A 15,234-nucleotide genomic window follows, 5' to 3' on the forward strand; every position below is an offset into this window, starting at 1 on the left:
TCATGACAAAGTGAGGGGACATCACATGCAACTGAAGCGTCTGGCAATGAATGTGGCGGCGGCAACCGCCGCGCTGGCGACGGGCAACGCAATGGCTGCGGGTTTTGCGCTGCAGAACCAGAACGGGGCGGGGACGGGTTATGCCTATGCCGGTTCGGCGGCGGTGGCCGAGGATGCGAGCACGATCTACTTCAATCCGGCAGGGATGCTCTACCTGAGCGAGGGCCACCATGTGTCGGGCGCGCTGACCGTGCTGCATCGCTCGCTCGAGTTCTCGGACAAGGGAACGAATGCCCTGCGTGTTGCTGCGCCGCCGGTACCCGCCTATCCGCTCGGCACCGACGGTGGCGATGCGGGCGGCAACTCGCTGGTGCCCGCCGCATACTGGGCCATGTCGGTGAACAAGGATCTGCGCCTCGGCTTGGGAATCTCACCGACGTTCGGTAACGCCACCGAATGGGACGACACCTTCATCGGGCGCTACCAGGGCAACTACTCGGAGATCAAGGCGATCAACATCAACCCGAGCATCGCGTTCCGGGTCAACGACATGGTTTCGCTGGGCTTTGGCGTCAATTACGTGAAGTTCGAGGCCGACTTGCGTGGCATGCAGCCGGTGACTGCACTGTTGCCGCGCACGGTTGACGTCGAGAGCAAGCTGTCGGGCGACGACTCCGGTTGGGGCTGGAACGCAGGTGCGATGTTCCAGCTGACGCCGGCGACGCGCGTGGGTCTAACCTACCGTTCCACCATCGATCTGGACGTCAATGGCAAGGTCGAGGCAGGGCCGGGTTCGACGCCCGCGAAGGTGTCGATCGAGCTGCCGGATACCGCCTCGCTGGCGATCTCCCACCAGGCCACCGACAAGTTGCAGATCCTCGCGGACTACACCTGGACGGGCTGGAGCTCGATCCCGCGTCTGAAGGTCCAGCACGGCACCGCGGGGGTGACGCTCACCGACGAGTACCTTGGCTTCAAGGATAGCTACCGCGTCGGCCTCGGCATGCAGTACCAGTACACCGACGCGCTGCGCCTGCGCGCGGGCGTCGCCTATGACCAGTCGCCCGTGCGCAATGCCGCGGACCGCACCGTGCGCCTGCCGGACTCCGACCGCACCTGGCTGGCCGTCGGTTTCAACTACAAGCTGAGCAAGCAGACCTCGGTCGATGCCGGCTATGCGCACCTGTTCTTCGACAAGGAGAAGATCGACCGCCGTACGGTGCTCGGAACCAACCAGACCGCGCAGTTCGTCCGTGGCTCGTTCGATACCTCGGTGAACATCTTCTCGGTCCAGCTCAACCACGCTTTCTAACCCCGCCAGCGGGCCGCGGCCGGGCCCGGTGGTCCGGCCGCTTCGCATCCGGAGAACCGCATGAGTCGTCTCATCATCCGCAAGGTTGCCGTGCTCGGCGCCGGCGTCATGGGCGCGCAGATTGCCGCCCATTGCGCCAATGCCGACGTGCCGGTGATCCTCTTCGACCTGCCGGCCAGGGAAGGCCCGGCCAACGGCATCGTCGACAAGGCCGTCGCCGGCATGAAGAAGCTCGATCCGGCGCCGTTCGCGGCGAAGGATCGCGCGCAGTACGTCGAGGCCGCCAACTACGGTAGCGACCTCGCCCGGCTGGGCGAATGCGATCTCGTCATCGAGGCCATCGCCGAGAAGATGGAGTGGAAGCTCGACCTCTACGCCAAGGTCGCCCCGCACCTCAAGCCCGGCGCCGTGTTCGCATCGAATACCTCCGGCCTGTCGATCAATGCGCTCTCCGCCGGCATGCCGGCCGGGGCGCGCAACCGCTTCTGCGGCATCCATTTCTTCAACCCGCCGCGCTACATGCCGCTGGTGGAGCTGATCCCCACCGCCGAAACCGATCCGGGAATGCTCGACGCGCTCGAGGCCTGGCTGACGACGTGTCTGGGCAAGAGCATCGTGCGCGCCAAGGACACGCCCAACTTCGTGGCCAACCGCGTCGGCGTGTTCTCGATCCTCGCCGTACTGCACCACACCCAGCGCCTGGGTCTTGCCTTCGACGAAGTCGACCTGCTGACCGGCCCGCGCATCGGCCGGCCCAAGAGCGCCACCTTCCGCACCGGCGACGTCGTGGGGCTCGATACGCTGGCGCACGTCGTCGGCACGATGCAGGCGACGCTACCCAACGACCCCTGGCATGCGCACTTCAGCACGCCCGCGTGGTTGCAGGCATTGATCGCCAAGGGGGCGCTGGGGCAGAAGACCCGGTGCGGTATCTACCGCAAGCAGGGCAAGCAGATCCAGGTGCTCGACCTGCACCTGCAGGACTACCGCGACAGCGGCGGCGAGGTCTTTCCGGAGGTCGAGGCGATCCTGAAGCTGAAGGACCCGACGGAGAAGTTCGCCCAGCTCGCGGCGCACCCCCATCCGCAGGCGCAGTTCCTGTGGTCGATCTTCCGTGACGTGTTCCACTACTGCGCGGTGCATCTGGGGGACATCGCCGACAACGCGCGCGATGTCGATCTGGCGATGCGCTGGGGCTTCGGCTGGGCGCAGGGGCCGTTCGAGACCTGGCAGGCGGCGGGCTGGCGTGAGGTGGCGACGATGATCCAGGAGGACATCGAGCACGGCCGAGCGATGTCGAGCGTGCCATTGCCGCCCTGGGTGTTCGAGCGCGACGGCGTGCATGCGGCTGCGGGTTCCTTCAGTGCCGCGGAGAACGCGCTGAAGCCACGCGCGGCGCTGCCCGCGTATCAGCGCCAGCTCTATCCGGATCGGGTTCTGGGCGAAGCGCCGGACGACCGCGGCGAGACGCTGTGGGAGAACGCCGGCGTCCGCCTGTGGCGGCGCGCCGACCTGGACGCGCGCATCGGCATCGTGTCGATCGTGTCGAAGATGCACGCGATCGGCGACGAGGTGATGGACGGTCTGCTCGAGGCGATCGCGCGCGCCGAGGTCGACCTCGACGGCCTGGTGGTCTGGCAGCCGGCGCCGTTTGCGGTCGGTGCCAACCTGCAGCAGGTGGGCGAGGCCTGCCGCGCCGGGCAGTTCGACCTGCTCGAGAAGATGGTGGCGAAGTTCCAGCGCGCGTCGATGAGCATCAAGCATGCGCAGGTGCCAGTTGTCGCGGCAGTGCAGGGCATGGCGCTGGGCGGCGGCTGCGAGTTCGTGATGCATGCCGCGCACCGCGTGTTCGCGCTCGAGAGCTACGTCGGCCTGGTCGAGGCCGGCGTTGGCCTGATCCCGGCAGGCGGGGGCAGCAAGGAGTTCGCCTTGCAGGCCCATGCGATGGCGCAGCGTGCGGCGGGTGGCGACGTCTTTCCCTACATCCAGAACGCCTTCCAGACGATCGCGATGGCGACGGTCGCCAAGAGCGCGCTGGAGGCGATCCAGCTTGGTTTCGGGCGGGCGGGGGACGACGTGGTGTTCAACGCCAACGAGATCCTCTACGCCGCGATCCGGCGCGCACGGGCGATGGCCGAATCGGCGTGGCGGCCGGCGCTGGTCAATCCGGCGGCCACCGTGGCGGGGCGCAACGGCATCGCGACCTGCGAAATGATGCTGGTGAACATGGCCGAGGGCGGTTTCATCTCGGCGCACGACTACCGCGTCGCCAAGGCGGCGGCCATTGCCTTGTGCGGCGGCGAGGTCGAGACCAACAGCCGCGTCAGCGAGCAGTGGATCCTGGACGTCGAGCGCGCACAGTTCGTGGAACTGCTGAAGACCGAAAAGACCCAGCAGCGCATCGCGCACATGCTCGAGACGGGCAAGCCGCTGCGCAACTGAGGAGACTCGAAGAATGAGCAAACAGATTCAGGACGCCTACATCGTCGCCGCAGTGCGCACGCCGGTGGCGAAGCGCAACGGCGCTTTCCGCAACGTGCGGCCGGACGACATGCTGGCGAAGGTACTGCGCGAGGTGGTCGCGAAGGTGCCCAACCTCGACGGCAACGAGATCGGCGACGTCATTACCGGTTGCGCGATGCCGGAAGCCGAGCAGGGCATGAACGTCTCGCGCATCGGCCTGCTGCTGGCGGGACTGCCTGACAGCGTGCCGGGGATCACGATCAATCGATTCTGCGCTTCGGGGCTGCAGGCGGTGGCCGACGCCGCCAACCGCATCCGGCTCGGCGAGGCCGACGTGATGATCGCCGCGGGCACCGAGAGCATGAGCGCCATGCCGCAGATGATGGGCAACAAGGTCAGCCTCAACCCGGAGATATTCGCGCACGCCGAGAACGTCGCCATCGCCTACGGCATGGGGCTGACGGCGGAGCGGGTGGCGCAGCAGTGGGGCGTGAGCCGCGAGGACCAGGACGCCTTCGCGGTCGAATCTCACCGGCGCGCCTGTGCGGCGATCGCCGCCGGGCAGTTCGCGGCCGAGATCGTGCCGTATGCGGTGAAGTCGCATGTGCCGGGCGAAGGCGGCACGGTGCGCATCGTCGAGCGCGTGCTGACGCAGGATGAGGGGCCGCGGTCGGATTCGGCCACGGACAAGCTCGCCAGGCTCAAGCCGGTGTTCGCTGCGCGCGGCTCGGTGACGGCGGGCAACAGTTCGCAGATGTCCGATGGCGCGGCCGCGGTGCTGTTGATGAGCGAGGCGGCGGTCAAGCGCTACGGCGTCAGGCCGATCGCGCGCTTCGCCAGCTTTGCGGTGGCCGGCGTGCCGCCCGAGGTCATGGGCATCGGTCCGATCGAGGCCATTCCGCGCGCCCTGCAGCGTGCAGGGGTGGGCATGGGCGACATCGGCTGGACGGAACTCAACGAGGCCTTCGCCGCCCAGGCGCTGGCAGTGATGCGTCAGCTCGCGATGGACCCGGCCAAGGTCAATCCACTGGGCGGGGCGATTGCGCTGGGCCATCCCCTGGGCGCGACCGGCGCAATCCGCACCGCGACGCTGATGGCCGCGATGCAGCGCGATCCCGGTCTGCGCTACGGCATGATCAGCATGTGCATCGGCACCGGCATGGGCGCCGCAGGGGTGTTCGAGCGCGTCTGACGGGTGCTCTGGCTTGGGCTGGCCGTTGTCCCGTGAGGGATCGAGCGGATGGCGGTCGAGGACTGCCATCCGCCGTTTCCACCCTTCGGATATTACGGATAACGTGCACGTCACCTGATCGATCACCGTGATCGGTTGGTAACAATCTTTTATAATCCGTGGGTTTGTTTGATGCGGGAGCGCGTCGGCAGCCTTCGGATGGCAGTCCTGCCCGGAGGTCGCTCGCCTCCCGCCCATAGTCACGACAGTTTGGGCGAGAGACGCATGATTAGAATCAAACGCGGACTGGACCTGCCCATCACCGGCGCCCCGGCGCAGCGTGTCGAGGCCGGTCGGCCTGTGCGCAGCGTGGCCGTCATCGGCTTCGACTATCACGGCATGAAGCCGACGATGTCAGTCCAGGTCGGTGACCGGGTGAAGCTGGGCCAGGTCCTTTTCTCCGACAAGAAGACGCCGGGCGTGGTCTACACCGCGCCGGGCGCGGGCACGATCAGTGCAATCCATCGCGGCGAGCAGCGCGTGCTGCAGTCGGTGGTGATCGACCTCGAAGGCGAGGAAGCGGTCGAGTTCGCTCGCTACACCGATGCCGAACTCGAGACGCTGGCACAGGACAAGGTGCGCCAGAACCTGATCGACTCGGGTCTGTGGACCGCCTTGCGCACACGCCCCTACAGCAAGGTGCCGGCGTTGGATGGCACGCCGAGCTCGATCTTCGTCACCGCGATGGACTCCCATCCGCTCGCCGTCGATCCGACCATCGTCATTGCCGAACACGCCGCCGACTTCGCGCGCGGTCTCAAGGCGCTGGCCCGCATCGCCCGCGTGGTCGTGTGTCACGCGGAGGGCACGAAGATGCCCTGTTCCGGCTTGGCCAACGTCAGCGCCGAGACCTTCGCCGGCCCGCACCCGGCAGGCCTGGCAGGCACCCACATCCATTTCCTCGATCCGGTCAATGCGCACAAATCGGTGTGGCACCTGAACTACCAGGACGTGATCGCGATCGGCAAGCTGTTCTCCACCGGTCGCCTGTGGACCGAGCGCGTCGTGTCCATCGCCGGGCCGATGGTCGACAAGCCGCGCCTGGTGCGTGCGCGTCTGGGTGCAAATCTCGACGAGCTCACCGCCGGCGAGCTGCTGCCCGGCAAGAAGGTACGGGTGATCTCCGGTTCGGTGTTTGGCGGCCGCAGCTCGCGCGGCGCCTGCGCCTACCTGGGGCGCTACCACCTGCAGGTGTCCTGCCTGGAGGAAGGCACCGAGCGCGAGATGCTGCACTACCTGCGCGCGGGCGTCGACAAGCACTCGGTGATGAACCTCTACATCTCCAAGCTCTCGCCCGGCAGGCTGTTCAACTTCACCACTTCCACCAACGGCAGCGCGCGCGCGATGGTGCCGATCGGCAACTACGAGGAAGTCATGCCGCTCGACATCCTGCCGACGCAGCTGCTGCGCTCGCTCATCGTCGGCGATACCGAGATGGCGCAGAAGCTGGGCTGCCTGGAGCTGGACGAGGAAGACCTGGCGCTGTGCACCTACGTGTGCGCCGGCAAGTACGAATACGGTCCCATCCTGCGGGATAACCTCACACGCATCGAGAAGGAGGGTTGAGAATGGGTCTGCGCTCCTGGCTCGACAGCATCGAGCATCATTTCGAAAAAGGCGGCAAGTACGAGAAGTTCTACGCCTTGTACGAAGCCATCGACACCGCCCTGTTCAAGCCTGGCAGTGTCACCCGCACCACGTCCCATGTGCGCGACGGTCTCGACCTCAAGCGCATGATGATCACGGTGTGGCTGTGCACCTTCCCGGCGATGTTCTTCGGCATGTGGAACGTCGGCTACCAGGCCAACACCATCCTCGCCGGCAGCGCCGAGCTGATGGCGGCGCAGGACGGCTGGCGCATCGCGCTGACCAGCGCGCTGGCGGGGCTGGACCCGGCCAGCCTGTGGGCCAACTTCCTGCATGGGGCGACCTACTTCCTGCCGATCTACCTGACGACCTTCATCGTCGGTGGCTTCTGGGAAGTGCTGTTTGCCGCGATCCGCCGTCATGAGGTGAATGAAGGCTTCTTCGTCACCTCGGTGCTGTTCGCGCTGACCTGCCCGCCGGACATCCCGCTCTGGCAAGTGGCGCTGGGCATCAGCTTCGGCGTGGTGATCGGCAAGGAAGTCTTCGGCGGCACCGGAAAGAACTTCCTCAACCCGGCGCTGACCGGCCGTGCCTTCCTGTACTTCGCCTATCCGGCACAGATTTCGGGCGACGCCGTGTGGACCGCAGTCGACGGCTACACCGGCGCGACCATGCTGTCGCTCGGCGCGGCCGGCGGCATCGAGGCGGTGGTGGGCAATGGCATCGACTGGATGAGCGCCTTCCTCGGCACGGTGCACGGATCGATCGGCGAGACCAGCACGCTGGCCATCCTGATCGGCGGCGCGGTGCTGCTGATCATGAAGATCGCCTCCTGGCGCATCGTCGCCGGCGTGATGCTGGGCATGGTCGGCATGAGCCTGCTGTTCAACGCCATCGGCTCGGACACCAATCCGATGTTCTCCGTGCCCTGGCACTGGCACCTGGTCATGGGCGGTTTCGCCTTCGGCATGATGTTCATGGCGACCGACCCCGTGTCGGCGTCGATGACCAACACCGGCAAGTGGATCTTCGGTGCCCTGGTCGGTGTCATGACCGTGCTGGTGCGCGTGGTTAACCCGGCTTTCCCCGAGGGCATCATGCTGGCCATCCTGTTCGCCAACCTGTGTGCGCCGCTGATCGACCATTTCGTGATCGCGGCCAACATCAAGCGGAGGCTTGCGCGCAATGTCTAAGAAAGAATCGACGAGCCGCACGCTGCTGGTGGCGCTGGCGGTCAGCCTCGTCAGCTCGGTCTTCGTCGCCGGTGCAGCGGTTTCGCTGAAGCCGGTGCAGATCGAGAACCGCCAGCTCGACAAGCAGCGCAGCATCCTTGCAATCGCCGGTCTCGGCGAAGCCTCGATGTCCTCGCGCGAGATCAAGGATCTGTTCAGCAGCCGGATCAAGGCCCGCGTCGTGGATCTCGAAACCGGCGAGTACACCGACGCCTACGATCCCAACGTGTTCGATCCGCTCAAGGCGGCCAAGGACCCGAAGCTGTCCGAGGCTCTGGCCGGCGAGCAGGACATCGCGCTGATCAAGCGACGGGAGCGCTTCACGACCGTGTACATGGTCGAGCAGGACGGCCGGCTCGATTCGCTGATCCTGCCGGTGCGCGGTTACGGCCTGTGGTCGACACTGCATGGTTTCGTCGCGGTGAAGAGCGACCTCAACACGGTGGTCGGCCTCGGTTTCTATCAGCATGCCGAGACGCCGGGCCTTGGCGGCGAAGTCGACAATCCGAAGTGGAAGGCGCTGTGGCCGGGCAAGACCCTGTTCGACGAACAGGGCAAACCGGCGATCCGCATCGTCAAGGGGGGCGTGGATCCGGCGAACCCCGAGGCGACGCATCAGGTCGATGCACTTGCTGGCGCCACGTTGACCAGTAACGGTGTCGACAAGCTGCTGCAATTCTGGCTGGGCGAGCAGGGCTTCGGTCCCTTCCTCGCCAAACTTCGTACCCAGGGGGTCTGATCATGTCCAAGCCCACCATAAAGGAAGTCCTGCTCAACCCGATCTTTGCCAACAACCCGATCGGGTTGCAGATCCTCGGCATCTGTTCGGCGCTCGCGGTGACGTCCAACCTGAAGACGGCGCTCGTGATGTCCATCGCCCTGACGCTGGTGACGGGGTTCTCGAGCATGTTCATCTCGATGATTCGCAGCCAGATTCCGGCTTCGATCCGCATGATCGTGCAGATGGTGATCATCGCCTCGCTCGTGATCGTGGTCGATCAGATCCTGCGGGCCTATGCCTTCAGCCTCGCCAAGCAGCTGTCGGTGTTCGTCGGCCTGATCATCACCAACTGCATCGTGATGGGTCGCGCCGAAGCGTTCGCCATGCAGAATCCGCCGCTGCTGTCCTTCATGGACGGGATCGGCAACGGCCTCGGCTACAGCGTCGTGCTGCTGACGCTGGGCGTGATCCGCGAGCTGTTCGGCGCCGGCAAGCTGTTCGGGGTCGAGATCATCGCGCTCGCCAAGGATGGTGGCTGGTACGTGCCCAACGGCCTGCTGCTGCTGCCGCCATCCGCGTTCTTCCTGATCGGTCTGCTGATCTGGGCGCTGCGTTCGTGGAAGAAGGATCAGGTCGAGAAGCCGGCCTTCAAGATGGCTCCGCAGGTCGTGACCAAGGAGGCCTACTGAAATGGAACACTATCTCAGCCTCTTCGTGCGGGCCGTGTTCATCGAGAACATGGCGCTCGCCTTCTTCCTCGGGATGTGCACCTTCATCGCCATCTCGAAGAAGGTCGAGACCGCGATCGGCCTCGGCGTCGCGGTGATCGTGGTGCAGACCATCACGGTCCCGGCCAACAACCTGATCTACACCTACCTGCTGCGCGAAGGCGCGCTGGCGTGGGCGGGGCTGCCGGACGTCGACCTGTCCTTCCTTGGCCTGCTGTCCTACATCGGCGTGATTGCGGCCATCGTGCAGATCCTCGAGATGCTGCTCGACAAGTACGTGCCCAGCCTCTACAACGCGCTGGGCGTGTTCCTGCCGCTGATCACGGTGAACTGCGCGATCATGGCGGGCTCGCTGTTCATGGTCGAGCGCGACTACAACCTCGCTGAAAGCACGGTGTATGGCATTGGCTCGGGCGCCTCGTGGGCGCTGGCGATCGCGCTGCTTGCGGGCATCCGCGAGAAGCTGAAGTACAGCGACGTGCCCGAGGGCCTGCAGGGCCTGGGCATCACCTTCATCACCATCGGGCTGATGTCGCTGGGCTTCATGTCCTTCTCCGGCGTGCAGCTCTAAGGACGGGATGAACACATGAATACCGAAATCGTACTCGGCATCGGGATGTTCACCGCCATCGTGCTTGCGTTGGCCGTGTTCATCATCGTTGCCCGCTCCAAGCTGGTGGCCAGCGGCGACGTCACCATCGACATCAATGGCGAAAAGAAGATCACCGTCCCGGCCGGTGGCAAGCTGCTGCAGACCCTGGCCGAAAGCGGGCTCTTCCTGCCCTCTGCCTGCGGCGGTGGCGGCACCTGCGCGCAGTGCAAGTGCGTGGTCAAGGAAGGCGGCGGCTCCATGCTGCCGACCGAGGAGTCCCACTTCACCAAGCGCGACGCCAAGGAAGGCTGGCGCCTGTCCTGCCAGACCCCGGTCAAGCAGGACATGAAGGTCGAGGTGCCGGAAGAGGTCTTCGGCGTGAAGAAGTGGGAATGCACGGTGGAGTCCAACCCCAACGTGGCCACCTTCATCAAGGAACTGACGCTGCGCCTGCCCGAGGGCGAGGAAGTGGCCTTCCGAGCTGGCGGCTACGTGCAGCTCGAGTGCCCGCCGCACGTCGTGAACTACAAGGACTTCGACATCCAGGACGAGTATCGCGGCGACTGGGACAAGTTCAACATGTGGCGCTTCGTCTCCAAGGTGGACGAGACCGTGATCCGCGCCTACTCGATGGCGAACTATCCGGACGAGAAGGGCGTGGTGAAGTTCAACATCCGCGTCGCCTCGCCGCCGCCGGGGCGCGACGACATTCCGCCGGGCAAGATGTCGTCGTGGGTGTTCAACCTCAAGAAGGGCGATAAGGTCACGGTGTATGGTCCGTTCGGCGAGTTCTTCGCCCGCGACACGGACCACGAGATGGTCTTCATCGGCGGCGGGGCGGGCATGGCGCCGATGCGTTCGCACATCTTCGACCAGCTCAAGCGCCTGAGCAGCAAGCGCAAGATCACCTTCTGGTACGGCGCGCGCTCGATGCGCGAGGCCTTCTATGTGGAGGAGTTCGACAAGCTGCAGGAGGAGAATCCGAACTTCAAGTGGCACCTGGCGCTGTCGGATCCGCTGCCCGAGGACAACTGGACCGGCTACACCGGTTTCATCCACAACGTGCTGTACGAGAACTACCTCAAGGACCATCCGGCCCCCGAGGACTGCGAGTTCTACATGTGCGGCCCCCCGATGATGAACGCGGCAGTCATCAAGATGCTGCTGGATCTCGGTGTCGAGCGCGAGAACATCATGCTCGACGACTTCGGCGGCTGAGCGCCGGAGTCCTGCAGAAGCGCGGGCGCGCGGCGCTCCGTGTCAGAATGCCCGCTGTTGCGCCCGTGCGCATAGCGGGCATTTTTTTCTGGAGGATTTCCCGATGGCGGATACCGTTCTGCTCGATGTCACCGATGGCATCGCGACCTTGACCCTGAACCGGCCGCAGGCGCTCAATGCCCTGTCGATCGCGATGATGCCCGACCTGGCCGCGGCCGCACGCGCGCTCGCGGCGCGCAAGGACTACGGCGTGGTCGTCGTTCAGGGGGCGGGAGACCATTTCATGGCGGGCGGCGACCTGAAGGACTTCGCGGGCCAGCTGCACCTGTCGCGTGAGGCGCGTCTGGCGGAATTCAAGGCGCTGATCGTGCAGCACATCAACCCCACCGTGGAGATCCTGCAGAACCTGCCGCAGCCGGTGATCGCAAAGGTGCGTGGTGCCTGCGCCGGTTTCGGCCTGTCGCTGATGCTGGGCTGCGATCTTGCGGTCTGCGCCGACAACGCGAAGTTCACCACCGCCTACGCCTCGATCGCGCTGTCGGGCGACGGCGGCGCATCGTACTTCCTGCCCCGCATCGTCGGCCGGCGCAAGGCGGCCGAGCTGCTGCTGCTGGCCGAGCGCTTCGACGCCGCCGAGGCGCTGCGCCTGGGGGTGGCGAACCGCGTCGTGCCCGCCGACCGGCTCGACGACGAGGTCTCGGCGCTGGCGCGTCGCTTGCTGTCGGGGCCGCAGCACGCCTACGGCGAGATCAAGCGTCTGCTCACGGCTTCGCACGACAACCAGCTCGAGTCGCAGCTGCAGAGCGAGGCGGAAGCCTTCGCGCGTTGTGCCGCCACCGACGATTTTGCCGAGGGTGTCACCGCCTTCCTGGCAAAACGCGCGCCGTCGTTCGGCGGTCACTGAAGTCAGTCACTGAAGTCGGTCAGCGACTCGATCACGAAGGCCGTTCGCACGGGCGGTCATTGCGACAGGCGGTAGACCAGTCGCCCGATCGCCTCGTGCACCGCGAACCAGCCGGCATAGGCACTGTTCGCATTGGGGAGCTGGCCGGGCAGGAAGCGCGCTTCGGAGGGGGCGCCGTGGTCAGCGAGCCATCCCGTCGGCGCCGGCGTCACGATCAGTCCCGCTGACTCGAATGCCGCCTGCGCACGCGGCATGTGCATGGCATGGGTGACGAGCAGGACGTGCCGTACGTCAGCCTCGCGCAGGATCTGCGCCGAGAACAGCGCGTTCTCGCGCGTGTCCCGCGAGCGCGCCTCGGCCCAGCGCACCGTAAGGCCGAAGTCTTCCTCAAGCGCGGATTTCATCAGGACGGCCTCGGCGGTCTCGTCCCCGATGCCGCCGCCGCTGACGAGCAGCGGCAGACCCGTCGTGCGCGCGAGCCGGGCGCCGTAGCGCACCCGCTCGAGCGCGAGCCGGTTAAGGGTCTCCCCGCCATATTCCGGCGCATAGTCGCGCCGCCCGGCGCCGAGAACCACGATGGCCTGTGCGCCGCGGCTCGCCTCGAGGGACAGCGGTCTCGGGTCTTCGAGCTGCTTCGCCAGCCAGCCGACGCTGGCCGGCAGGGTCAGCAAGAGGTTGAGCGCCACGCCGCCCCACGCCAGCACCCGCCCGAGGCGTGGGCGGCGGCCCAGCAGGAGCAGGCCGGCGATGACCGGCAGCAGGGGCAGCAGCGGCGGCAGCACGAGCGCGGCGAGCAGCTTCTTCAGCCAGAACAGCAGGGCAGGGAGCGAAAAATCCATCTTGGTTTGTCGTCGGCAGGGGCGGCCAGTATTATCGGGCCAATTCACTCGTCCCCACCCGTGTCCATGACCCTTCCTTTTTCAACGCAGATGACCGTGGCGCTCCGGCAGTCGGACCTCGGTCGGCGTTTGTCGGGGGGGAGGGCGGAGTGAGCCTGCGTCAGCTCGTGTGGCTGCTTGTAGTCGTGTGCGTGGGCTTTGCTGCCTGGCAGTTGCTGCGCGCGCTGATCGTCGCGCGGCGCACACCACCGCGTGCCACGAGCGCGCCAGCGGTGACGGTGGTCGACGAGGAGGGCGCTGAGGACGACGGCTTCGATTACGCCCCCGCGCTTCGACCACGTCCTGTGACGCCGGCTCCCGCGGCGCCCCAAGCTGCTTCCGACGCCGTAGTGGAGCGCTCTGCGGATACCTTCCAGCTCGAACTCGAATCCCGTCACCTGCGGCGGGAGGTAGCCGAGCTGCGGGCGCTCGTGTCGCGCCAGCATGCCGAGATCGATGCCCTGCAGCTCGAGGTCGCTGGCCTGCGTACGCAGCTCGAGGATGCAGGCGCGAGTGCGAGCGGCGTGTCGCCCGAATACAGCGAGTCGCTGCGCCTTGCCGAGCAGGGCATGGCTGCCGAGGAGATCGCTGCGCGCTGCGGCATTACCGTGGCCGAGGCCGAACTCGTGCTCTCGCTCGCGCGCAGCCGAGGCGCCCCGCGATGAACGCGACGAGCGATCCTCAACTCGGTCAGCGCAACCGGGCCCTCAAGCGCGCAGGTCTGGCCCTGGCCGCGGCGGGCTTGCTGCTCGTCGTGGCACTGATGCTGGAACAGCAGGGGACCGTGCCGGAGCGCGCTGTCGCTGGAGATGGGCAGATCGGCGTGCCGCCGGCCGCGCCGGTGATCGCGATCCGTACCCCGGAGGCCCCCGTGCAGCCGGAACCGGGTGCGACCCGGGACGCGCAGGGCGCGCTGCCTGCTCCGGCCGATGCCGTGACGCCAGTTGCGCGGGCCGCGCCCTTGCCGACGCCCGTGTCGGGCGCGGCCCCGGTGCAACCCGTCACGCCTGCCGCTGATGCGGCACCCGAAGTGCAGGCAGCGCCCATCGCGCCGCCGTCCGCCCTGCCCGTCATTCCGCCGGCACCGGCCGACGGCTTTCGTATCCAGCTCGGCGTGTTCGGCGATCCGGCGAATGCCCTCACCCTGCAGCGCGAGCTCACCGCCAAGGGCTTGCCCGCGACGATCCAGAGCCGGGTCGTGCTGGGCCCCTTCACCGACCGTGCAGCGGCGGAGAAGGCGCAGGCCGCCTTGCGCAAGGCGGGCCATGAAGCCGGTATGCTGTTGCCACCTGTACGCAAGAAGCCCTGAACCGGGCGTAGAAACCTTCCATCCAGAGGAGTCGCACCATGAAGATCAAGAGCCCCGAGTTCGGCAGCGCAGAGATTGCCGACGATCTCATCATCGAGTTTCCCGAGGGGCTGCCCGGATTCGAAAGTTGCCGCCGCTTTGCGCTGGTGCATGAGGAGGGGCGTGAGCCTGAGGTCTTCCTGCTGCAGAGTGCGGAGGACCCCGAGGTCGGCTTTTCGGTCACGCCGCCGGCCCGCCTCGGTGTCAATCTCGAGTTCGTCCTGACCGACGCCGAGACCGAATTGCTGCAGCTCCAGAACCAGGAGGATCTGGCGGTCGCGGTGATCGTGCGGGCACAGGACGGTACGAACGCGAATCCGGCCTCCGCCGGCCTGAGCGCCAACTTCATGGCGCCGCTGGTGATCAACACCCGCGCACGCCTTGGTCTGCAGAAGGTCATCGGCCGCATGGGCTGCGACATCACGCTGCGCCAGCAGGACTGAATCCCGCCGCGCGGTCGCCAGTCGGCCGCAGGCGGGCAGTCGCGGTTTACAATGCGGACCTTTCGAACGCAGAGGTTTTCGCCATGGCCCGCACCATCATCTCCACGCCCAACGCACCGGCCGCGATCGGCCCGTATTCGCAGGCAGTCAAGGTCGGCAACCAGGTCTACCTGTCCGGCCAGATCGGCCTCGATCCTGCCAGCATGCAACTCGTAGACGGCGTCGAGGCGCAGGCCGTGCGGGTGTTCTGCAACCTGAAGGCGGTCGCCGAGGCCGCTGGCGCGTCGTTCGCCGACGTCGTCAAGATCACGATCTACCTCACCGACCTGTCTAACTTCGGTGTGGTCAATGAGGTGATGGCGCGCTACTTCGCCGAGCCCTATCCGGCCCGTGCCACCGTGGGCGTCCGCGAACTGCCGCGTGGTGCGCTGGTCGAGGCCGACCTCACCATCGTGCTCGGCTGAGTCCGCACTGTCTGCGTGCACCAGGGGTGCTGCGCCAGCAGCATCCCATGCGTTTCCGTGCCCCGTTCCCCGAAATCGATCGCTTCGACGCCCGCGGAGCCCGTCGCCACCGC

General features: G+C 66.4%; 15 protein-coding genes. 14 read left to right on the top strand and 1 reads right to left on the bottom strand.

The window, feature by feature from the left end:
- Positions 1–25: 25 nt before the first annotated feature.
- From AC731_RS17415 to AC731_RS17460, 10 genes are all read left to right on the top strand, one after another.
- Positions 26–1,312, top strand: a complete 1,287-nt coding sequence (locus AC731_RS17415) for an OmpP1/FadL family transporter (protein WP_004253719.1) — start codon at positions 26–28, stop codon at positions 1,310–1,312.
- Positions 1,313–1,372: 60 nt separating this feature from the next.
- Positions 1,373–3,754 (top strand): 3-hydroxyacyl-CoA dehydrogenase/enoyl-CoA hydratase family protein, encoded by a 2,382-nt coding sequence (locus AC731_RS17420; RefSeq protein ID WP_048708047.1) that lies wholly within the window; start codon positions 1,373–1,375, stop codon positions 3,752–3,754.
- Positions 3,755–3,767: 13 nt separating this feature from the next.
- A complete protein-coding gene (locus tag AC731_RS17425) occupies positions 3,768–4,967 on the top strand; it encodes an acetyl-CoA C-acyltransferase (protein WP_048708049.1) in 1,200 nt (399 codons plus the stop codon).
- 264 nt (positions 4,968–5,231) lie between these two features.
- On the top strand, positions 5,232–6,572 hold the full coding sequence (locus tag AC731_RS17430) for a Na(+)-translocating NADH-quinone reductase subunit A (RefSeq protein WP_048708050.1): 1,341 nt from the start codon (positions 5,232–5,234) through the stop codon (positions 6,570–6,572).
- Between the two features lie 2 nt (positions 6,573–6,574).
- On the top strand, positions 6,575–7,786 hold the full coding sequence (locus tag AC731_RS17435) for an NADH:ubiquinone reductase (Na(+)-transporting) subunit B (protein WP_004253730.1): 1,212 nt from the start codon (positions 6,575–6,577) through the stop codon (positions 7,784–7,786).
- Positions 7,779–8,564 (top strand): Na(+)-translocating NADH-quinone reductase subunit C, encoded by a 786-nt coding sequence (locus tag AC731_RS17440; RefSeq protein WP_048708052.1) that lies wholly within the window; start codon positions 7,779–7,781, stop codon positions 8,562–8,564. Before AC731_RS17435 ends, AC731_RS17440 begins: the two co-directional genes overlap by 8 nt.
- Positions 8,565–8,566: 2 nt before the next feature.
- Positions 8,567–9,235, top strand: a complete 669-nt coding sequence (locus AC731_RS17445) for an NADH:ubiquinone reductase (Na(+)-transporting) subunit D (protein WP_004253734.1) — start codon at positions 8,567–8,569, stop codon at positions 9,233–9,235.
- A gap of 1 nt (position 9,236) precedes the next feature.
- Positions 9,237–9,845, top strand: coding sequence for an NADH:ubiquinone reductase (Na(+)-transporting) subunit E (nqrE, locus tag AC731_RS17450; protein WP_004253736.1), 609 nt, complete (start codon positions 9,237–9,239; stop codon positions 9,843–9,845).
- A 15-nt stretch (positions 9,846–9,860) separates the two neighbouring features.
- Positions 9,861–11,084: an NADH:ubiquinone reductase (Na(+)-transporting) subunit F gene (gene nqrF, locus AC731_RS17455; RefSeq protein WP_048708055.1), complete on the top strand. Its 1,224-nt coding sequence runs from the start codon at positions 9,861–9,863 to the stop codon at positions 11,082–11,084.
- Positions 11,085–11,187: 103 nt separating this feature from the next.
- Positions 11,188–11,988 carry an enoyl-CoA hydratase/isomerase family protein gene (locus AC731_RS17460; protein ID WP_048708057.1) on the top strand — a complete coding sequence of 267 codons (801 nt, stop codon included), beginning with the start codon at positions 11,188–11,190 and terminating at the stop codon, positions 11,986–11,988.
- A gap of 56 nt (positions 11,989–12,044) precedes the next feature.
- On the opposite strand, the gene AC731_RS17465 is transcribed toward AC731_RS17460, so the two are convergent.
- Entirely contained in the window at positions 12,045–12,827 is a 783-nt protein-coding gene (locus tag AC731_RS17465) for a YdcF family protein (protein ID WP_048708060.1), read from the bottom strand.
- 149 nt (positions 12,828–12,976) lie between these two features.
- On the opposite strand from AC731_RS17465, the gene AC731_RS17470 reads away from it, so the two are divergent.
- The 4 genes from AC731_RS17470 to AC731_RS17485 all read left to right on the top strand — a co-directional run bounded on the left by AC731_RS17470 (position 12,977) and on the right by AC731_RS17485 (position 15,121).
- Positions 12,977–13,531 (top strand): DUF2802 domain-containing protein, encoded by a 555-nt coding sequence (locus AC731_RS17470; RefSeq protein ID WP_048708063.1) that lies wholly within the window; start codon positions 12,977–12,979, stop codon positions 13,529–13,531.
- Positions 13,528–14,175, top strand: coding sequence for an SPOR domain-containing protein (locus AC731_RS17475; RefSeq protein WP_048708066.1), 648 nt, complete (start codon positions 13,528–13,530; stop codon positions 14,173–14,175). The genes AC731_RS17470 and AC731_RS17475 overlap by 4 nt, the downstream gene beginning before the upstream one ends.
- Positions 14,176–14,213: 38 nt before the next feature.
- Positions 14,214–14,657, top strand: coding sequence for a flagellar assembly protein FliW (gene fliW, locus AC731_RS17480; protein WP_004253748.1), 444 nt, complete (start codon positions 14,214–14,216; stop codon positions 14,655–14,657).
- A gap of 83 nt (positions 14,658–14,740) precedes the next feature.
- Positions 14,741–15,121: a RidA family protein gene (locus AC731_RS17485; RefSeq protein ID WP_004253749.1), complete on the top strand. Its 381-nt coding sequence runs from the start codon at positions 14,741–14,743 to the stop codon at positions 15,119–15,121.
- The last annotated feature ends 113 nt before the right edge of the window (positions 15,122–15,234 follow it).

The sequence above is a fragment of the Thauera humireducens genome (genome assembly GCF_001051995.2).
In the GTDB taxonomy this organism is placed as follows: domain Bacteria; phylum Pseudomonadota; class Gammaproteobacteria; order Burkholderiales; family Rhodocyclaceae; genus Thauera; species Thauera humireducens.